Annotated in this window: 19 protein-coding genes; 16 read left to right on the forward strand and 3 right to left on the reverse strand. The window is 45.4% G+C overall.

The window, feature by feature from the left end; translation table 11 throughout:
* Window positions 1-205 precede the first annotated feature (205 nt).
* Window positions 206-1,699, reverse strand: a complete 1,494-nt coding sequence (thiI, locus tag IEW74_RS00050; RefSeq protein ID WP_188659650.1) for a tRNA uracil 4-sulfurtransferase ThiI — start codon at window positions 1,697-1,699, stop codon at window positions 206-208.
* Between the two features lie 214 nt (window positions 1,700-1,913).
* On the opposite strand from thiI, the gene IEW74_RS00055 reads away from it, so the two are divergent.
* Window positions 1,914-2,372 carry an RrF2 family transcriptional regulator gene (locus tag IEW74_RS00055; protein WP_188659653.1) on the forward strand — a complete coding sequence of 153 codons (459 nt, stop codon included), beginning with the start codon at window positions 1,914-1,916 and terminating at the stop codon, window positions 2,370-2,372.
* 2 nt (window positions 2,373-2,374) lie between these two features.
* A complete protein-coding gene (locus IEW74_RS00060) occupies window positions 2,375-2,812 on the forward strand; it encodes a group III truncated hemoglobin (protein WP_188659656.1) in 438 nt (145 codons plus the stop codon).
* A 6-nt stretch (window positions 2,813-2,818) separates the two neighbouring features.
* Here the strand turns inward: IEW74_RS00060 and rimO are convergent, their stop codons facing one another.
* Window positions 2,819-4,141, reverse strand: a complete 1,323-nt coding sequence (gene rimO / locus IEW74_RS00065; protein WP_188659659.1) for a 30S ribosomal protein S12 methylthiotransferase RimO — start codon at window positions 4,139-4,141, stop codon at window positions 2,819-2,821.
* A gap of 57 nt (window positions 4,142-4,198) precedes the next feature.
* Here rimO and IEW74_RS00070 point away from each other — a divergent pair, with 57 nt between their 5' ends.
* Window positions 4,199-5,038: a fumarylacetoacetate hydrolase family protein gene (locus tag IEW74_RS00070; RefSeq protein WP_188659661.1), complete on the forward strand. Its 840-nt coding sequence runs from the start codon at window positions 4,199-4,201 to the stop codon at window positions 5,036-5,038.
* A 75-nt stretch (window positions 5,039-5,113) separates the two neighbouring features.
* On the opposite strand, the gene IEW74_RS00075 is transcribed toward IEW74_RS00070, so the two are convergent.
* Window positions 5,114-5,962: an alpha/beta fold hydrolase gene (locus IEW74_RS00075; protein ID WP_188659663.1), complete on the reverse strand. Its 849-nt coding sequence runs from the start codon at window positions 5,960-5,962 to the stop codon at window positions 5,114-5,116.
* Window positions 5,963-6,289: 327 nt separating this feature from the next.
* Here IEW74_RS00075 and IEW74_RS00080 point away from each other — a divergent pair, with 327 nt between their 5' ends.
* The 13 genes from IEW74_RS00080 (at window position 6,290) to IEW74_RS00140 (ending at window position 21,010) form a co-directional block, all read left to right on the forward strand.
* The gene (locus IEW74_RS00080; protein WP_188659665.1) at window positions 6,290-7,663 is read left to right on the forward strand and encodes a cache domain-containing protein; all 1,374 of its coding nucleotides are present in this window, start codon (window positions 6,290-6,292) and stop codon (window positions 7,661-7,663) included.
* A complete protein-coding gene (locus tag IEW74_RS00085; protein WP_188659667.1) occupies window positions 7,660-8,298 on the forward strand; it encodes a response regulator in 639 nt (212 codons plus the stop codon). Before IEW74_RS00080 ends, IEW74_RS00085 begins: the two co-directional genes overlap by 4 nt.
* 42 nt (window positions 8,299-8,340) lie before the next feature.
* On the forward strand, window positions 8,341-9,090 hold the full coding sequence (locus tag IEW74_RS00090) for an Hpt domain-containing protein (RefSeq protein ID WP_188659669.1): 750 nt from the start codon (window positions 8,341-8,343) through the stop codon (window positions 9,088-9,090).
* A 117-nt stretch (window positions 9,091-9,207) separates the two neighbouring features.
* A complete protein-coding gene (locus IEW74_RS00095) occupies window positions 9,208-9,522 on the forward strand; it encodes an STAS domain-containing protein (protein ID WP_188659672.1) in 315 nt (104 codons plus the stop codon).
* Window positions 9,522-9,887 (forward strand): response regulator, encoded by a 366-nt coding sequence (locus tag IEW74_RS00100; protein ID WP_188659674.1) that lies wholly within the window; start codon window positions 9,522-9,524, stop codon window positions 9,885-9,887. Before IEW74_RS00095 ends, IEW74_RS00100 begins: the two co-directional genes overlap by 1 nt.
* A gap of 30 nt (window positions 9,888-9,917) precedes the next feature.
* Window positions 9,918-12,251, forward strand: coding sequence for a chemotaxis protein CheA (locus tag IEW74_RS00105; RefSeq protein ID WP_188659676.1), 2,334 nt, complete (start codon window positions 9,918-9,920; stop codon window positions 12,249-12,251).
* Between the two features lie 4 nt (window positions 12,252-12,255).
* Complete coding sequence (locus tag IEW74_RS00110) at window positions 12,256-12,795, forward strand: chemotaxis protein CheW (protein WP_229734176.1); 540 nt, start codon at window positions 12,256-12,258, stop codon at window positions 12,793-12,795.
* A gap of 1 nt (window position 12,796) precedes the next feature.
* A complete protein-coding gene (locus IEW74_RS17530) occupies window positions 12,797-16,096 on the forward strand; it encodes a methyl-accepting chemotaxis protein (protein ID WP_188659679.1) in 3,300 nt (1,099 codons plus the stop codon).
* Window positions 16,097-16,110: 14 nt separating this feature from the next.
* The gene (locus tag IEW74_RS00120; RefSeq protein ID WP_229734177.1) at window positions 16,111-17,046 is read left to right on the forward strand and encodes a CheR family methyltransferase; all 936 of its coding nucleotides are present in this window, start codon (window positions 16,111-16,113) and stop codon (window positions 17,044-17,046) included.
* Window positions 17,047-17,064: 18 nt separating this feature from the next.
* The gene (gene cheD / locus IEW74_RS00125; RefSeq protein WP_188659681.1) at window positions 17,065-17,691 is read left to right on the forward strand and encodes a chemoreceptor glutamine deamidase CheD; all 627 of its coding nucleotides are present in this window, start codon (window positions 17,065-17,067) and stop codon (window positions 17,689-17,691) included.
* 85 nt (window positions 17,692-17,776) lie between these two features.
* Complete coding sequence (locus IEW74_RS00130; protein WP_188659683.1) at window positions 17,777-18,838, forward strand: protein-glutamate methylesterase/protein-glutamine glutaminase; 1,062 nt, start codon at window positions 17,777-17,779, stop codon at window positions 18,836-18,838.
* Window positions 18,822-19,724: a hypothetical protein gene (locus IEW74_RS00135; protein WP_188659685.1), complete on the forward strand. Its 903-nt coding sequence runs from the start codon at window positions 18,822-18,824 to the stop codon at window positions 19,722-19,724. Before IEW74_RS00130 ends, IEW74_RS00135 begins: the two co-directional genes overlap by 17 nt.
* A 98-nt stretch (window positions 19,725-19,822) precedes the next feature.
* Entirely contained in the window at window positions 19,823-21,010 is a 1,188-nt protein-coding gene (locus tag IEW74_RS00140) for a SpoIIE family protein phosphatase (protein WP_188659687.1), read from the forward strand.
* The last annotated feature ends 20 nt before the right edge of the window (window positions 21,011-21,030 follow it).

The raw sequence follows: 21,030 nt of genomic DNA on the forward strand, positions 1-21,030 counted from the left end.
AGATTATTGACAAAGCCCCTAAACTGTCATCCCCGACCCTGATCGGGGATCCATCTTTGCTCAATGAGTAGCATATAATCCATTGACTTTAAATGGATTCCGCATCAAGTGCGGGATTGACGGTTTTTGGTTTGTGAGTTATCCAAAACACTTTGTCAGCAGTCTGAGGAGGTCGTTATAAACGCCCCGCCTTTTTTGCTATTTCTTAGTCGTCATCCGTTTCCGCGCCATTTGGATAAATGCGTTTCAACTGTTTAATGCCACCTTTGTACGAATAGGCCTCGTATCCGGCTTTTTGCATACGTTCTGCTAAAACGGCTGATTGTGTGCCAAACGGACAATAAAGAACATAGGGCTGGGTTTTTTGAAGGTCGCGTAAGTTATTCATCAACTTGCCCGCCGTGTAATTTTTTGCACCTGCGACATGCCAATTGTCATACAGACTTTCAGGCTGACAATCGATGATAATGGCATTCTTTGGAATCTCTTCGATAAAGACTGAATGTTGCGCAACATCTTCGTCGGTTACATCAAACATATCATAAATGCGCGCACCTTCGACCGCTTGGGTCAGAATATCGAAATTCATATGCTTTTCTTCTGTTTCAATCGTTTTACGACCAGATTTAACAGCAGGGCGACGTTTGTTTAAGGCACAATATTCCGGGATTTTTTCAGATAGTTTGTCTGTACCGATTATGCGGGCATCGCGAATGATCTGTTCTTTATCAAACCCGATAAGCGGGCGTAAAACCGGGATGTCGGAAACTTCGTCAATCGTATTCAGGTTGGAAAGGGTTTGCGAGGAAACCTGTCCCAATGCTTCTCCTGTGACAAGGGCATCTGCGCCAATCCGCTTGGCAATTTCGCAGCCTGCGCGATACATTTGGCGTTTCAGGATAACTTGCCACCAGTCCGGGCGGGTATGGGCACGCAAATCATTGATGACATCTTCAAAATCAATGCAATAAAGCTTGGGTCGTGTGCCTGCCCCCCAGCGGTCACACAGGACTTTGGTAATTTCCACGACCATGCGTTCATAGGCAGCGCCCGCGAGATTACAGAAAACGAAATCATTCATCGCACCGCGTTTCATTAAATACCATGCGGCAACGACTGAATCAAAGCCACCGGAAATTAAAGTGATTGCGTTACCTTGAATACCAATGGGGAACCCACCGGGACCGTTGATTTTGCGAGTGTAAAAATAGGCAAGATCGCCAGCAACGTCAGCCTTGATCATCACGTCTGGATTATCCAGGTCAACTTTCTTTGCAAAAGGTCGCAGGCAGCCACCAACTTGGCGTTCCATTTCGACGGACGTGAATTTTTTACGTTGTCCCAGTCGTTTGATGCGGACAGCGAAAGATTTATCCTGAACAAGATCTTTATAAAGCTCTACTGCGGCTTCTTTATGTGCTTCCAAACCACCGTCAATGATTTTGTCGATGGGGGAGAAGGTTGCCACACCGAATGTGCGCGACAAGACGTCCAACGCTTTTTCCTGATTGTCGGTATGGACCTGAATGCGGCCTTGATGACCGATGATTTCAAAATTTATACCCGAACGCTCCAAGCCTTCGTTCATGTTGGAACGGAGCAGTTTTTGAAACTTTTTGCTGGTTGCAGGCGCTTTTAATAAAATTTCCGGAGCCAAACGGACAATAATGACATGCGGGTATCGTGTGGACACTTCCATGACGCACTCTTTCATAAAACCAAGGGTGTAAGGGGTGTGATGCGCCTTGTACGCTTCCTTTTTAAAACTGTCAAATATTCAAAAAGAGTATTGACAATACATTTTTAAAAAATTACGTAGAATGCATTAAGAAATAATGGATATTTCTTGGTTTACTGCCGTACCACTTTATATCTGGTTTATTCTGGAACATACACTTTAAGGAAACGTAACGGTGCATTTGTCGAAATTTACGGATTATTCTTTGCGTGTGATGATTTATCTGGCGGCTAAACCGGATGAGCTCAGCACGATTGATGAAATTTCGGACAAGCATGGGATTTCAAAGGAGCATTTGCGTAAAATTGTCCACAACCTTGCGCAAAATGCCTTGATTGAAAGTCGACGTGGGCGTGGTGGCGGTATTCGGTTGGCTCATGGTGCTGGGGATATCAAAATCGGCACAATTGTTCGTGTTGCCGAAGACGGATTTCATATTGCGCAATGTTTTCGCCCTGATGGGGGAGACTGCCGGATTTCCGGGTGTTGCCAATTAAATGACATGTTTCACGAAGCCTTGAATGCTTTTCTAAGCGTTTTGGATAAATACACACTCGCTGATATTTTAACCGGGCAGCCGGTTTTGTTTCAACGATTGGGATTGTTTGATTTTACACATCAAACGGGACAATAATAATGACAAATGAATATCAAGATGGTGTCAGCGAAGAAATGATTTCTGCGCTTGTGCACAGATTTTACGATGCAATCCGCGACGATACGGTTTTAGGGCCGATTTTTAACGAACGCATTACAGAGTGGGATCACCATTTACAGACAATGTGTGATTTCTGGTCGTCCATTACCTTGAAAACACGCCGTTTTCAGGGACGGCCTATGTTGAAACATCAATTGATTGCGGACCGCACACGCCCTGATAATTTTGCACGTTGGCTGGATTTGTTCAAACAAGTGGTTGAAGATGAAATCCCTTCTCACTTACAGGTGGAATTTCTGGAACCTGCGGCCCGGATTGCACAGAGTTTGCAAATGGGTATGTTTCAGGTGCCCTTTGATAAAAAGGAGGTTCAGAACCAACTGAACCTCCTTGAGGGAAAAAACGAAGTCGCTTAAACCGTCTTAAGCATCGACCAAACTGCCCCAGATATCGTAATCTTCAGCATGTTCGGCCTTAACCTTGACAATATCGCCCGGTTTCAGGTCCAGTTCACCATTGATGTAGACTTCGCCATCAATTTCGGGGGCATCGCCTTTGGTGCGGCCAACAGCGCCTTCTTCATCGACTTCATCAATAATAACATCAAAAACCTTGCCGATTTTGGCTTGCATTTTTTCATCAGAAATTTGACGCTGGAATTCCATTAAGCGGTTCCAGCGTTGTTCCTTGATTTCTTCATCAACAGGGTCGGGCAGGTCGTTGGCTGCTGCGCCTTCGACGGCCTCGTATTTAAAACAACCAACGCGGTCCAGTTGGGCCTTTTCCAACCAATCGAGCAAATATTCGAAATCTTCTTCCGTTTCACCGGGGAAACCGACGACGAATGTCGAACGAATGGTAATGTCAGGACAGATTTCACGCCATTTTTTGATGCGTTCCAACAGTTCAATCTGATTGCCCGGACGTTTCATCAATTTTAAAATACGGGGGGAGGCATGCTGGAACGGAATGTCCAGATAAGGCAGAATTTTACCTTCGGCCATCAAAGGAATAACATCATCGACATGCGGGTAGGGGTAAACATAATGCAGACGGGTCCAGACTTTTTGATCCCCCAAGGCATTACAGAGATCATACATCTTGGTCCGTACAGATTTACCGTAAAAATCACTTTCTTCATAACGCAAGTCGGACCCGTAAGCGCCCGTGTCTTGAGAAACCAGCAAGATTTCCTTCACGCCGCTAAGCGCCAAATTTTCGGCTTCTTTCAATACTTCGCCAGCAGGGCGGGAACGTAATTTTCCGCGCATGGACGGAATGATGCAAAACGTACAGGTCTGATTGCACCCTTCTGAAATTTTTAAGTAAGCATAATGGCGCGGTGTCAGTTTGATGCCTTCTGCCGGGATTAAATCCATGTGCGGATTATGTAGCGGTGGGGAGGCCTGATGAACCGCTTCCATAACCGATTCATATTGATGTGGGCCACTGACAGCTAAAACACCCGGGTGGACCTCGCGGATACCGTCTTCGTCCACACCCAGACAGCCTGTGACGATAACCTTGCCGTTTTCGGTTAAGGCTTCGCCAATGGCGTCAAAAGATTCCTGTTTGGCGCTGTCGATAAAGCCACATGTGTTGACAATGACGGCGTCTGCGCCCTCATAGGAAGGTGAAATTTCGTAGCCTTCTGCGCGAAGCCGTGTCAGGATACGTTCAGAATCAACCAGTGCCTTTGGGCAACCCAGGCTGACAATACCGATTTTTGGAATGTGCGTGTTCATGGCGGCTTATATAATCCTTGTCCATGCACAAGTAAAGAACAGGCAGAGGAAACATACATGAAACTTGTTCGTTTTGGTGAAAAAGGAAACGAGAAACCGGGGGTTCTGGATAATCAAGGCAATATTCGCAGTCTGGAAGGGCATTTGGATGACATTGACGGATGCAGTATTGCAGCCGGTGCGTTTGATCGTATCGCCGGATTAGATATGGACAGCCTGCCTGTGATTGAAGGTGCCCGCCTTGGACCATGTGTTGGCAATATCGGCAAAATCCTGTGCATCGGACTGAATTATTCTGATCACGCCGCAGAAGCCGGGATGGAGGTTCCGCGCGAACCGGTCTTGTTTACCAAAGCGACCAGCGCCATCAATGGCCCAAATGATGATGTCTTGCTCCCGCGTGGATCAGTCAAAACAGATTGGGAATGCGAGTTAGCTGTCGTCATCGGCAAACATGCCAAATATGTCCGTGAAGAAGAGGCATTGGATTACGTTGCGGGCTATTGCATCCTGAATGATGTATCGGAACGAGCCTATCAGATTGAAAGTACAGGGCAATGGGTGAAGGGGAAATCATGCGATACATTTGCCCCCATTGGCCCGTGGCTGGTAACAAAAGATGAAATACCCGACCCGCAAAACCTGTCCATGTGGCTGGAAGTTAATGGAAAACGTTATCAGGAAGGTACAACTGAAACAATGGTGTTTGGCGTGCGTCACCTGATTAGCTATCTCTCACGCTTTATGTCTTTGCAGCCCGGTGATGTGATTTCGACCGGGACACCGCCGGGGGTAGGCATGGGACAAAACCCGCCTGTTTATTTAAAAGCCGGTGATGAAATGGTGCTGGGGATTCAGGGCCTTGGCGTGCAACGTCAAAAGGTTATTGCCGAATAACACGGGGCGGGTGATTGGTTATTCCCGTCCGTCCTTCTTGCAATAATTTTTGATATGGTCATCGTTGCTTATGGCTTATCCGTTCAAAAAGTTTTCAACAATCTGAATTTGTTGATTTTTGTTCAATGCTGGTGCGTGACCGCAGCCTTCAATCTCTATGACTTGGGCTTTGGGGCCGGTTTCGGCCATGCGTTCGGCCCATTGTGGTAACAACAGATCGGACATTTGTCCCCTGAGGACCAGTGTCGGGCAGGGGATTTGTGCATATTCATCCCATAAGTCGTAGTCATCGGGATGGGCGGTAAATTGCGTGACGATTTTTGGATCGTAATGGGTGGTGATGTGGCCATTATCCATACGGCGATAGGATGTTTCACACATCAAACGCCATTGTTCGTCTGTTAAGTAACCATAAGGCTCGTAAATTGTGCGCAGATATTCTTCAAGATCCGACATGCTGTTAAATACAGGCGGGTTACCGACATAGGTGAGGATACGTTCAACCGCACTGGGGGCCAGTTCGGGGGCAATATCATTGATTATCAAATGATTGATATTGTTTTTTAACGGACCGCTTGCCAATCGAATGCCCAAGGCACCGCCCATAGATGTTCCGATATAATCGAAACTATAAAAGCCGAAAATCTCACAGATCTTCAGGGCGATTTTTTCATAAAAATCAAAGGAGTATTGTTGATCTGGATCATTCGCCCATTGGGATAGGCCGCGCCCCAATGTATCAGGACAAAGGATACGGTAATGTTTGGACAAGACCTGTGCAATATGGTCGAAATCACGTCCTGTTCTGGCTAACCCGTGCCACATGAGGATCGCGTGTGGTTTATCCAATCCCCATTCGCTGACGTGAATTTCGCAACCATCGACTTGAATGTAATGTGATACAGGTTCGTTTTGACCTAACATGTCGCCTCCTTTTTTATTATTCTATTGATAGCAAAGAAAGCGCAAAAGAGAAAGGCTCCTCACTGGGGAAGTGAGGAGCCTTTCGTTTGGGAACGTTGCTCGAAAACTTTAATGGCGATGATTCTGCAAGACCTTAAAGGGTGCGCAGATCGGGGAAAGGACCTACGAAATGCATCGCCGTTTAAAAACAACTTGGCAAGAAGGTACTCGCAAAATATCGATGTGAAAATCGCAATGATTACGCAGTGGTCATACCTATTACTACGTAGTATGTTTTTGACGCTTTCGTGATATGCTTTGGAAAAATTCCGCAATGAGAAAATATAAATGCTGCGTCTGAAAATCCTCCTGCTGGCTGTGCTTCCGTTATTTTTTGCGGTCAGTGCCATTATCTTTATTTTGTTTTTTCAATCCGATAACCTGATTGATGAACAGTTGCAGCGTGTGGAAAGCAACGTTATCTCTGCAAAACATGATGAACTGCGCCATTATATGAACATGGCGCTGACGGCTGTAGATCATGTTTATGAAAATGCAAAAGAGGATGATCAACTGGCCCGCGAGGAAGTGAAGGCGATTTTAAATAAGCTGACCTATGGAAAAGACGGGTATTTTTTCGTCTATGACGGCAGCGGTACAGGACTGGTTCATCCCGGTCAGCCGGAAATTGTCGGGCTGAACTGGTGGGGCTTGCAAGACAGCAAAGGCCGCCTTGTCATTAAGGAATTGACAGAACGTGCGCGCAATGGCGGTGGCTATTATCGTTATCTTTGGGAAAAACCGTCCAGTAATACAGTGGGGGAAAAGCTGGCCTATGCCGTTATGCTGGAAAAATGGGACTGGATGATCGGTACCGGCATTTATCTGGATGAGATATACGAGGAAATTGAAGCGCGCAAACGCGAAATTAAAAATCGTATTCAACATACGTTTATGATGATTTTCTGGATTGCAATTTTTGCGTTGGTTGCTGTGTTCGTATCAGGTCTTGTGATCAATGCAAACGAACGCAAGCTGGCGGATACCAAGTTAAAGGAACTCACGCAACGGATTGTGGAATTTCAAGAGGAAGAACGCGGCAGAGTTTCGCGTGAACTGCATGACGGGATCAGTCAGATTTTGGTGTCGGTGAAATATTCCATCGAATTGGCCATTGATAAGATCAAAGCCGGGGCAAGTGATGCGATAAAACCAATGGAAAAAGGCGCCAAGGGATTACAGGAAGCCATTGGCGAAGTCAGGCGTATCTCACGTGACTTACGCCCAAGCGTTCTGGACGATATTGGCCTGTCCGCCGCGTTGGAAGCCATGTGTTTTGAATTTGGGGAAAGAACGGGGATTAAGGCCACCTTTCAAAAGCACTTGTTTACAAAACAACTTGCACCAGATGTAAAAACAACGCTGTTTCGAATTGCGCAAGAATCCTTGACCAATATTGAACGCCATTCCGGTGCATCGGAAGTGCGTCTGGAATTAATGAAACGCGTAGACGGGATTAGAATGGTTATTTCTGATGATGGTGTTGGCTTTGATGTTTTACGGATGGAAGGACGAAAAAATGCATTTCAAGGGATAGGCTTGCGTAACATGCAGGAACGTATAGAATTTCATGGTGGCGAATTGACGGTCTGGTCTTCGCCCGATAAAGGTACGGTGGTTGAAGCCAAGCTTCCTCTGAGAGTGTTACAGGATGAAATATGACAGACGAAAATAATAAAATTCGGGTTCTTCTGGTGGATGATCACCCCCTTGTTCTGGACGGCATTCGATCCAGACTGGAAGACGACCCGGAAATCGCGATTGTCGGGGAAGCCGGGAACGGCGAAGAAGCGCTGCAAATCGCAACGCAACGTAAACCTGATATCGTCTTAATGGATATCAATATGCCTGTGTTGAACGGGATTGAGGCGGCCGAAAAATTTGCAGAACTCCTGCCTGATATTCGATTATTGATGTTAACCATGCATGACAGCCGGGAATATATTACGAAGGTTCTTAAGGCAGGGGCAAAAGGCTATATCTTAAAAGATGTGTCCTCCAGTGAAATGCTCATCGCGATTAAAGCGGTTTATCAAGGTAAGACATATTATAGTTCCGGTGTGACGGATATTTTGGTTAATGAAAGCAGCAAGAAAGAAGTTCCGTTAACGGATCGTGAGAAAACGATTTTGCAGTTGTTGGCTGAAGGAAACAGCAACAAACATGTGGCGCGCGAACTTGATATCAGTGTAAGAACAGTTGAAACACACCGTAGAAATATCAAGCGTAAGTTGGAGGTGAAAACTTCTGCCGGACTTGTGAAATACGCGATTGAAAACGGCATTGTCGAGCTTTAATATCGGTTTGGCTTTGAGATAACGGCGGGTAATGGAATGGATATGAGTGAAATCCTTGCGCAAATGAGTGAAAAATTCATTGAAACAGCGCATGAAAAAATAGCTCGCCTGAATGAAATCCTGATGCTTTTAAATCATGCGGGAGAGGACGAAAAAAGCCTACGCGAAGAATTCCACCGAGAAGTTCATAGCCTGAAGGGCATGGGCGGCACCTTTCAGATGCCTTTGGTATCCAAACTTTGCCATAAATTTGAGGACTTCCTGTCTGGCGAAAGTACGGCTTCTGATAACCTGATAGAAGATTGTTATGCCTACCTTGATCGTCTGAATGATCTTATCGAAAGTGGGCAGGCGGGGGATTTGGAAAAAGCGGATACATGGCTTGCCAATTTGCCGCAGAAAGGATCGGTTGTGGAAACCCGCAGTGAATCAAAACGGACTAAGGTGCTTATCATTTCTTCTTCAACAGAAATGTTGAAGGAGATTGTACCGCTTTTTCAGGATAACGGGTTTGAGGTAACCAGCGCCTCATCCGCCTTTCGCGGTTATAAGGCGGCGGTTTTGCATAAGCCGGATGTTGTCTTGGCGGCGCAAATTCAGGATGAAATGGACGGGGCAGAACTGGTTCGAAGCCTCGGTGCCTTACAAGCCTTGTCACAAACGAAATTTGCGATGATTTGCCCGGACCGCAGACAAGCCCTGTCTGAAAATTTGCAAGGCGTTCAGTTATTGTCAGAAGCAAACGTGGCAATTGATGTGATGAATTTTATTGCGGTTGTCGTTACAGCTTAGAAATTGTTTTATTTTTCCTATTTGCCTGCTAGCATGTAATCGTTGCGATTCTGGTGTTTGCCAGTTTTCAATGCAGGGAATAACGCATTTTCGCGTTTGTAAGTTCGGGGATAATATATGAACACCACCTTTGACATAAAGGTCATTGAGAATGATGTCGTTTTGCGCCTTATCCCAATTCTGGATATGGCCATTGCGGAAGAATTTTTGTCATCTCTGCGCGAGTGTGCCTCCATGATGAAAAACCTTATCCTTGATAGTCAAGACGTTGAACGTCTTTCTACACCTTGTATTCAGGTTATGCTTGCTGCGGCTTCAGAGATGGAGCAACAAGGCCTGACGTTTTCTGTGCGTAATATTAGTGAAGGTTTTCAACGCGGTATGTGTGATCTTGGGCTGGTTGAATATTTAGACAATTGGAGTAAAAGTTAATGGGATTGCGTGTGTTAGCCGTCGATGATTCCAAAACCATGCGCGATATGGTTGGGTTCACCTTAAGAAATGCGGGGCATGAAGTCATTGAGGCGGGCGACGGCGAAGATGCACTTGGAAAATTGGGCAATGATCGTGTTGATCTCATTATCACCGATATTAATATGCCGCGTATGGATGGGATCGCCCTGATTAAAGAATTGCGTGCGCATCATATCCATAAATCGACACCTATTCTTGTTTTGACGACAGAATCCGATAATAGCAAAAAAAATGAAGGCCGTGCCGCCGGGGCGACAGGGTGGATTGTCAAACCTTTCAGCCCGGATAAGTTGTTACAGGTTGTTGCTAAAGTCTGTCCCTAAAACATAGAAAAATAGAAGGGTACGCAAACAGTGCCGCAGGAATTCGATTTAAATCAGTTCAAAGTGACGTACTTTGAAGAATGTCAGGACCTTCTGGAAACGGCAGAAGAACAACTGAGCATACTTCAAGCGCAACTTGGCGATGTTGATGTCGAAACGCTGCATGCGATATTTCGGTGTGTCCATTCCATTAAGGGCGGGGCAGGTGCCTTTAATTTTACGGGATTGATCGAGTTTTCACATATTTTGGAAACAACATTGGATCTTTTGCGCGAGGGCAAAATTCAGCCGGATCATAATCTCGTGGATTGTTTAATCCGCTCAAATGACGTGTTGGGCACTTTGGTCCACATGGCGCAAAAAGAAATCGAACCATCCCCCGATATCTGGAAAACGATTGCTTCTGAACTGGAAAAATATTCGGGCCTAAATATTACAACAAGTGCGGCCTCATTGAATGAGGAAGACGTTTCCCCCCTTTTGGCATCGGTTGCGGGTTATAATTTAACGGCAGAAGAAGAAGAAGAACAAGGGTGGGGCTTGTTCCTTGAAAATATTTTACCGCCTTCGAGCCAGATGTCGTCCGAGATGGAAAAGGATGATCAAGGTTGGGGGCTGTTTGGAGATGAGCCAGAGATTGAAAACAATACAGAGACAGCCCATTGTCCTGAATTAACGAAACCGCATTATCGTATCCGTTTCGTCCCGGAACCGCATTTGCTCCAATTCGCCAATGAACCGTTATTGCTGGCGCGTGAGTTAAAAACCCTGGGGGACTGTATCGCCCATGTAGATGTTTCACGATTGCCCAAGCTGGCGGATATTGCGCCGGATGTGGCTTATTTAAGCTGGTCCTTTGATCTTTATACAGACCGTAGCATTGCTGATATTGAAGAAGTTTTTGAATTTGTTATTGATGATTGCCAGCTGGATATTCAACTTGTCGATAACCGGGAACAAATCGAAGTTACATCTGATGTGGCTGATAGCCCGCAAGATGAGGCGCTAGCCGATCTGGCAGGTGACATACAGCCTCGGGAAAGTACACCTGTGCCGCGTCCTCAAAAGGAACAGTCCTTATCAAAAACCGAAAATAAAAAAGTTGATATGGCGGCGAATGGCAATGTTTCTGCGCCGATGGTGTCTTCTATTCGGGTGGAACTGGATCGTGTTGATCGTTTGGTCAATATGGTGGGCGAATTGGTCATTACACAATCCATGCTGAAACAACAGGCTGATGAACTGGCAAATAATGCGGGATTGCGGATGACGCAAGGGTTTGAGGAACTCAATGCCCGAACGCGGGAATTACAAGAAAGCGTGATGGCAATCCGGATGCAGCCAGTTAAATCCGTTTTTGCACGTATGCCACGACTGGTACGCGAACTGTCTGCGAAACTGGGTAAAAAAATAGACCTTATTACCTCGGGTGAAATGACCGAGGTTGATAAGACGGTTATCGAACAACTAATGGACCCCTTAACCCATATGATCCGAAATTCGGTCGATCATGGGGTGGAAACACCGGATGAAAGACGGGCAGCGGGCAAGCCGGAACGCGCCCGTATATATCTGCGGGCAGAACATAAAAGCGGCCGCATCCAGATCGAAGTCAGTGATGATGGTCGTGGAATAGATCGTGACCGTGTCCTTGCCAAGGCCGAAGAAAAAGGCCTGATCGAACGTGACGTGGAAATAGATGCGCAAGCCATTGATAATCTAATTTTCACACCGGGATTTTCGACTGCAAATTCCGTAAGTGATGTATCCGGTCGTGGCGTTGGAATGGACGTTGTTCGGCGTAATATTATCAGCCTAGGCGGGCGAATTTCTGTTTTTTCAACACCGGGGGAAGGTGCGCGGTTCCTGATGTCCCTGCCTTTGACGCTGGCCGTTCTGGACGGGATGATCGTCAAATGCGGGGCTGAAAAATACATTATTCCGCTGACCTCTATTATCGAAAGTATTCATCCGGTTCGTGAAGAAATTAAAAGCCTGATGAATGGTGGTACACTTGTGTCTGTGCGGGGACAATACATTCGGATTGTCAATCTGCATCATCTGTTTAATTTGAAAGATGCTATTACAGACCCGGCAGAATCCCTTGTGGTGATCGTGGAGACGGAACGCTACGGTTACGTTGGTATTATGGTTGATGAACTTCTGGGGCAGCAACAAGTGGTTATAAAAAGCCTTGAAGAAAATTATGATCCGATTGCCGGTGTCGCTGCGGCGACTATTCTCGGTAATGGTAAAGTCGCATTGATTTTAGATGTAGACGGTTTAGCGGAAATGGAACATGGCGCAGAAAAACGCCGTAAAAATAAAAGCCTGCAACGGCAAGTTTTTTTGACTGGAGAGTAAAGGCATGCCTTCGACACATAATTACCTAATGCCACACGATCAAAAAGGCGCGGATATTTCGGAAAGTGCGTCTGAAACCCGTCAATATATTTCGTTTACGATCGGGCAGGAAGAGTACGGTGTTGATATTATGGCCGTCAGAGAGATCAAGGCATGGACCGATACAACCCATTTACCAAATACACCGGAATATATGCGCGGTGTTTTGAATTTGCGTGGTGTGATCGTTCCTATTTTTGACTTGCGCTGTCGTTTTGGTATGGGCTTGACGCAAGCCACAAATATGCATGTCGTCGTTATTGTGCAAGTTGGGCAGCGTATGGTCGGGATGTTGGTTGACGCCGTATCCGACATTTTGACGATTGCTAAAGACGAGATTCAACAAATGCCGCAAATGGAACGTAATATTGATGATGAATATCTAAGCGGACTTGTCACTGTAAAAGATCGTTTGGTTGCGCTGCTTGATGCAGATTTATTGTTTAATCAACAATCTATCGAAAATGGCGTTGTGCTGGGTAAAGCTGCTTTAGGGGATAAATAAGATGAGTGAATATATGGAATACAGACACTCTTTTTGGCAGTTGTCCCGCAAGATACCCCTGTTTATCGCGCTTTGTTCTGCATTTAGTGCGCTTCTCGTTGTTATTTTCGTTCTTGTTCAAATTGAGAATTTCGAAAAAGCTAAAGTGGAAGAAAGTTTCAGCGTTCTTGCAGAAGAGCGGGTGAAAGAACTTGAAAACTATTTCAGTGGTGTGGCATCCGACCTGCAAATTGTTGCCGATGCCCCGATGACTAAAAAAGCTCAATTGGCCTTTAGCCGGGCTTGGCAGATGATGGATGGGACACCTGCGGAAAACCTGAAAAAACAATATATTGAACAAAATCCTTATCCTTTCGGAGAAAAGCAAAAACTGATTTTTCAGGATGACGATGTGACCGCTTATGGTCAGGTTCACAAAGCCTATCATCCGTGGTTCTCAAGCTTTGCGGAAAAACGTGGTTACCGCGATGTCTTTTTGGTTAATCTGGATGGGAATGTTGTTTATTCCGTCTATAAAGAAACAGATTTTGCCAGTAGTTTGACAGGTGGAAACTCGGAATTCAATCCGTTGGCTCAAACCTTTCAGGCCAGCTTGAAGTTGCGCAAAGGGGAACAAACCTTTACCGACTTCAGTATATACGAAGCAAGTGATAAAAAAGCGGCGGCTTTTATCGGGCAGCCCATTGTTGTTGACGGTTTTACAAAAGGTGTTTTGATCTTTCAGTTATCTGTTGATCCGATCAACCAAGTCATTTCAAAACGTAAAGGTTTGGGGAAGACCGGGGAAGCCATACTTGTTGGCGCAGATCGTCTGGCCCGAAACCAATCTCCTTTATTTGAGAGAGACACTGTCTTAAAACGCGAAGTCGGTGGTGCACATGTTCGCAAAGCCTTGGATGGGCAAACGGGTATTTTGGAAGCTGAAACGGTTCAAGCCGGGCATACAGAACCAAGCAATCATTTCATTGCATATGCACCATTTAATTTTAAAGACGTGAATTATGCGTTTATTGTTGCACAAGATGTGGATGAAGTTCTCGCTTTTCTAGGTGACATTCAAAATATGCTGTTGCTGACAATGGCTGGTGTTGTGGGCGTTGTGGTTGTCATTGGCATCTTTATTGGAAAAAGTATTTCGCGCCCCATTACGGAAATGACGGAACTGGTCTCTGAATTGGCGGCGGGTCGTGTAAAAACCGTAGAAATGCAGGATCGGGGGGATGAGCTTGGCTTAATGGCCTTGTCATTGAACCAGATTTATATGATGAGCGTTGAAAATACGCGCATTCGTACGGCGTTGGATAACGCAACAACATGCATTATGGTTGCGGATGCGGATCGTGATATCATTTACATGAACAACGCCATTATTGATATGTTCCGTGTGGCAGAAAATGATATCCGTGAATCCCTGCCTCATTTCGATGTGAATAATATCTTGGGTCAATCAATCGATATGTTCCAAAGCGATCCGCAATATCAGGCTGATGCATTATCCGATTTAAATACAGCGCAGAAAACCCGCATGACAATGGGACAGCGTACGTTTGATTTGACAATGGCACCTGTTCGCGATGGTGACGGACGGCGTCTGGGCAGCGTGGTTGAATGGCTGGATTTAACCGATGGCTTGGCACGCCGGGAATTGGACGAAACCACGGCGATTGAAAATTACCGTATCCGAACCGCGTTGGATAATGCGACCACCTGTATCATGGTTGGGGATTCGGAAGGGGAAATCGTTTACGTCAATCCAGCCGCACATAAAATGTTTGAAGTGGCGGAAAATGATATTCGGCAGGTTCTCCCCAATTTTGATTCTAAAAACATTCTGGGCCAACCGATCAATGCGTTTAAGAATACGCTTGATGCTCAGGAGAAATACGCGATCAGTGACGATGGTGTCCAGCAGGCACGTATCAAAATGGGCAACCGTACTTTCGATCTGACCGTGGCATCTGTGAAGGATGGGGAAGATACGGATTACGGCGATGTTGTGGAATGGAAAGATATTACAGACCAACTGGCTGTTCAGGAAGAGGTCGATAATGTTGTACGCAGTGTCGTAAACGGGGATTTCTCGCAAGAAATTTCATTGAACGGCAAGCAAGGGTTTATGCTGTCCCTCGCACAAAGCGTAAATGCTTTGACCGATACGGTTCGCGATGTTTTTGACGAAATTGCACAATCCTTATCCGCTCTCGCAAAAGGCAATCTGGAATACCAGATTACGAAAGATTATTCAGGTACGTATGAAGCCTTGAAACAGGATACCAACCAGACATCGCAACGTTTAAGAAGCATTGTTGGTGATATTATGCTGGCCTCAAGCGAGATTACCAACGCCTCACGGGAAATTTCATCCGGGTCTATTGATTTATCGCAAAGAACGGAAACGCAAGCCTCCAGCCTCGAAGAAACGGCGGCTTCTATGGAAGAAATGGCGACAACGATCAAGCAAAATGCGGACAACGCACAGCAGGCCAATCAGTTGGCCCGCAATGCGCGTGATGTTGCAGAAGTTGGTGGTGATGTCGTGGTGCAGGCTGTCGGGGCTATGTCATCGATTGAGGAGTCTTCACAGAAGGTGTCCGATATTATTGGTGTGATTGATGAAATAGCCTTCCAAACCAATTTGTTGGCGTTGAACGCAGCTGTTGAGGCCGCAAGAGCCGGAGAAGCCGGGAAAGGGTTTGCCGTTGTCGCATCCGAAGTCAGAACGCTGGCCCAACGCAGTGGTGAAGCTGCAAAAGATATTAAAAATCTTATTCTGGACAGCAATCAACAGGTTCGAAATGGCGTGAAACTTGTCGGTGATACCGGGGCATCACTGGAAAATATTGTTAATTCAATCAAACGTGTTGCCGATATTGTCTCTGAAATCGCAGCGGCAAGTCGGGAGCAGGCCAGCGGGGTTGATCAAATTAACTCTGCCATCACACAAATGGATGAAATGACGCAGCAAAACGCGGCCCTTGTCGAGGAAAGTTCAGCCAGTGCACGGTCTTTGGAAGATCAATCAGAGAAAATGATGCAGTTGATTTCGTTTTTTGAAACGAGAAAAGAGGTTGCCAGTGGGCTTGCGACACCTGTTGCAAAAAAGACTGAAAACTTGCCCGCTTCAAGTTCGTCGGTGATGTCGCCAACATTAACCTACGATGTCTCTTTCGAAGATGAGTTCGAGGCGGAGTTGGGAGATTTGGATTCACAGCCCCGCGAACGCAAACCCGTTAAGAAAATGGTGAATGAGCCAGCGAAGGCTGATGCAAACAGTGCGGATGCCGACTGGGAAGAGTTCTAAAAGGGTGTCTGTGAATGACTGAAAAGAAGTTCAAACTGATGACGCGCAAAAAAGAGACGTCCGCTGTTGCGTTAAAACCGAAGGTACGCTTTATCGCCAAGCCGAAAGAACAAACACGCGAATTTCCATTTTCAGATAATGACTTTTCAACACTTGCCGATTTAATTCAGTCACGCACCGGCATTGTTATGAAAGATCATAAAAAGAATATGGTTTACAGCCGCTTGGTGCGCCGTTTACGGGCATTAAATATCCGTTCTTTTTCTGACTATTTACATTTTTTGGCGGGCAGTCGGGGTGAGGGGGAAATTGGTCATCTGGTAAACGCGATAACGACCAATTTAACCCGTTTCTTTCGGGAAGAACATCATTTTGAACATTTGGCGGAAGTCGGGCTGTCTGATGCGATGAAGGCAATCAAGCAGGGAAAACAAAACCGTCTGCGTTTATGGTCGGCAGGGTGTTCATCCGGGGAAGAAGCCTATAGTATGGCAATGGTTTTGGATCAAATGTTGAATATGCGATCCATTCCGGAAATTGATGCTAAAATTCTGGCGACGGATCTGGATAGCAATATGCTGGAAAAGGGGCGCTTAGGCGATTATGACAAAGTTATTCGCGAACAGGTTCCTGAACAATATTTAACGTATATTCAGCCCAGTAGTCTGAATGTGGATAAATGCCATATATCCAATCGCTTGCGGGATTATATTGCGTTTAAGCAATTGAATTTGCTCTCTGAATGGCCCATGAAGGGGCCGTTTGATGCCATTTTTTGCCGAAATGTGATGATCTATTTTGATCATAAGACCAAGGTGGATCTGACAAATAAGCTGGTGGACCTTCTCAGGCCGGGGGGCTGGCTTTATCTGGGACATTCCGAGAACCTGCTGGATGTGGATAAACGTCTTGATCTATATGGGCGAACCATATACAGGCGCATCACATAATGTGTGAAAGGGGGATTGATGACTGAAGATAACAAATACCTTTCACAAGGTTCATATGATGAGAAAACATCCCGGCGATATTGGGATCCAACGTTCAAGCATTTCGCTGTCAAAGTTGGGCCGGGGGCACATTATGTGACAACCAGCAAAGATGAAATGATTGTCACGACCTTGGGGTCTTGTGTGTCTGCCTGTATTCGAGACAGCGAATTGGGCATTGGCGGGATTAATCATTTTATGTTGCCTGAAAGCGATACAGGAAACTGGGGAGGTGTCAGTGCCTCCATGCGCTATGGCAACTATGCGATGGAGGTTTTAATTAACGATATCCTTCGTATGGGAGGCGCGCGAAATCGTCTGGAGATCAAACTCTTTGGTGGTGCCAATGTGATGAATTCGCAAAATCTTATTGGTACCAAAAATGTTGAATTTGTTGAAACCTACCTGCGTATTGAACATATGGCGGTGTCTGCACAACATTTAGGGGGCGAACAGGGAAGGCGAATTATTTATTTCCCGGAAACAGGGAAAGTAAAAATGAAACTGCTGGATAGCAAGGGGAATGCTGTTGTTGCAGCCGAAGAGAGCAACTTTAAAAAGCAAATTGAAAAGAGAGATATTGAGGGATCTATCGAACTTTTTTAATGAGAGTATTGAACGCAAATGCGTTATCTCAGATTGAGGAAATCTGTTCGCGATTTGCTTTAGGGGAGAAGGAATAATAAAAAATATGACCCGTGCCATTAAAGTACTGATTGTAGATGACAGTGCGCTGATCAGGGAGATGCTGGCCTCTATTATAAATAGTGACCCGGCGCTGACTGTCGTTGGAACAGCCCCGGATGCATTGAAAGCGCGCGAGATGATCAAGCGGTTAAATCCGGATGTTGTCACGCTTGATATTGAAATGCCCAAAATGAACGGGATTGATTTTTTGCGCAAGATTATGAAGTTGCGCCCTATGCCCGTTGTTATGATTTCGACAATGACACAAAATAGTGCGGCAATTACGTTAGAAGCTCTGGAAATTGGGGCTGTGGACTTTGTTGCCAAACCAAAGCACGATGTGGAACGAGAACTTGGCGAAAAAGCAAAAGAGATTATTGCCAAAGTTAAAACGGCCGCCAATGCAAAAGTGAAACCGTTGGAACAAACAATCTTTCCGGTGGTAAAAGAACCGATGGTGGCCATGCCGGGTTCTGCATTACAATACAATATGATTGTAATCGGTGCGTCAACCGGCGGGGTAGAAGCCTTGCGCACAATTTTTTCTGATTTGCCCAAAGAAATGCCGCCGATTTTTGTCGTGCAACATATGCCGAAACAGTTCACCAAAACGTTTGCACAACGCTTAAATGGATTAGGGCAACTGAACGTCCATGAAGCCGAAGATTATATGATTGCGCGTTCGGGCCATGTATATATTGCACCGGGGGATCGTCACTTGCGGGTTGCGAAAAGTAAAGGGGAGGTTGTCTGTCGTTTGATGGAAGGAAACCCCGTAAGCGGCCATATCCCGTCTGTGGATGTTTTGTTTGATTCTGTTTGTCATGTGGACCCCCGGCGGACAATTGGTGTTATACTGAGTGGTATGGGCAAAGACGGCGCGGAATCCATGTTGAAAATGCATCAGGCGGGAAGCTATACGGTTGGGCAAGATGAACAGAGTTGCGTTGTTTATGGCATGCCCAAAGCCGCATATGAAAAGGGCGGTGTCGATGTGCAGGCTGATCTTAATAAAATAGCAGATGTCTTGATTTCACTTTGTTATAAAAATGAAGAAACGGAGTGAAGTTTTGACGGAACAGGAACTAAGACAGGCAATTTCACATTGGCTGAGCCTTTCCCTTGCGAAACGCCACGGCTTGTCCGCTTTGATAAATGAAGTGGATACAGCAAACCTGTTATTGCAAACAAGTGTTGAAGAATTAAGCCAGCATTTTCTGAAAATGGCAGAAATTGCACAGGAACAGGTCGCGCAAATTGATAAATTTTGTCAGATGGAATGTACGCAAGAGGAAAATGATACCGGACAGCCTCTCTTAAAGTCATTACGAAAATTGGAAAGGGCGTTATGCCAAGAGGCGAAAGAAAATAAAGAAAGACAAAGACGCACGCAAGAACTGGATCAGGCCCGTTTTTTGTTAAGGGCTGAAATTGCAAAAGAGCACGGTGACGAGCCTGTAAATTTTGATATTTTACGCCAAGTGAGTGAGAAACTCACAGATCAAAATAAATCGGCAGAGCATTCATTTGAGGCGGAAGACCCGGATTTTATACGTCATCTATTGGCTGATATTACAGAATTTGAAAAAATGCTGGGCCAATCGGGGCAACGCGCACGTAGTTTACATCAAAGTATTGCCGAGATTGTCGTTAAAATGCAGTTTCAGGACCGCACCAATCAACGTTTCTCGCGTATTGCCGCAGCCTTAAAAGTTATGATTGATATGTTGTCCAGCATGGAAGAGGAAACAATGCATGTTTGTGATGATATAGATTGTATTGATCCCGATCATCCCTGGTTGGAAAAAATGATTGCCGAACTGCATTTGAATGAAATGCGAGAACGGTTTGTAAAGCATATTTTATTGGATGTTGAAGATAAAATGAAAAATGATGTTTCATCAATTGGTGTGGAACACAGTGATGCCTCAGATGACATCGAATTATTTTGACAGCTTGACCAAGATTAATGCATCTTCGAGAGGTCATCTCTAAAATACCTTCTAAATAATTATTTTGATGACAAATTTACTAGCCAAGGATCAATTATATGGAAGAATCCGTCCGGTTTTCTGAAATATCAGATTGTAAAATTTTGATTGTTGATGATGTCGCGGTTTTGAGAACATTGATCCAAACCTGCTTGATGAAAGCAGGGTTCAACAATCTCCATTTGGCAGAAGATGGTGATGAAGCATTGCAAAAACTGGATGAGCTTTCGCCCGATTTGCTCATTATGGATATTGTCATGCCGGGACTTGACGGGTTTGAGGTTTGTCGCCGTATTCGAAGCAGCAAAAAATATGCAAATTTGCCTATCCTCATTCAAACGGGGATGGAAGCAACGCAGGAACGCGCACAGGTTTTTGAGGTAGGGGCCAATGACCTGATCCCCAAACCTTTAAATGTTTATGAGCTGGTTGCGCGTGTGAAGTTGCAACTGCATAACCTTGTTTTGCAACGTCGTGATAAGGCCTATCAGGCACGTATGATTGAGGAACTGGCATCCGCCCGCGTCATTCAGGAAAGTTTGTTGCCCACGACCGAGACCATTAACCAAATTCAAAAGAATTTCAATATTTCTATCCAGTCGCACTGGCAGGCCTCGTCCGAGTTGGGGGGCGATTTATGGGGAATGCAGCAAATAGATGAAAACCGCTTCGGTTTTTTTATTATTGATTTTTCCGGGCATGGTGTTGTTTCTGCCTTGAATACCTTTCGACTGCATACGCTGATCAATGAAAACCATTTAAACTGGGAAGACCCCAAATCCTGTCTGGAGGCCGTGAATGCCCATTTAACCAAGGTTTTAGCTGTGGAGCAATTTGCGACACTGTTTTGGGCCGTTATTGATGAAAATGAAAATACATTGACCTATGCATCGGCGGCTGCACCACCTGTTGCCATCTGTTGTGGTGGGGATGTGCCGGGTATCGACTTTATTGATACGGCAGGGTTGCCCGTTGGTATTATGAGTACGTATGAATATAGTAATAAAGTTATTGATTTTCCGCCCAACAGCTTTGTCTTCGTCTATTCCGATGCGTTGATTGAAGCACCGGATGCGGAGGGAAAAATGTGGGAAGAAGAGGGGCTTTTGCAACGTATTAAAAAATATGCCGTGGAAGGGTTTGAAAATATTCAACCCAGATTGCTGGATGAATTTTTGAAAACGGCCGTTCATCCTATCCCGGATGATTTGACGATTATTAATTTTATACGTCCGAATGAACCATAAAATTTAGATTTTTTGAACAA

The sequence above is a fragment of the Terasakiella brassicae genome (assembly GCF_014641495.1).
Classification (GTDB): Bacteria; Pseudomonadota; Alphaproteobacteria; order Rhodospirillales; family Terasakiellaceae; genus Terasakiella; species Terasakiella brassicae.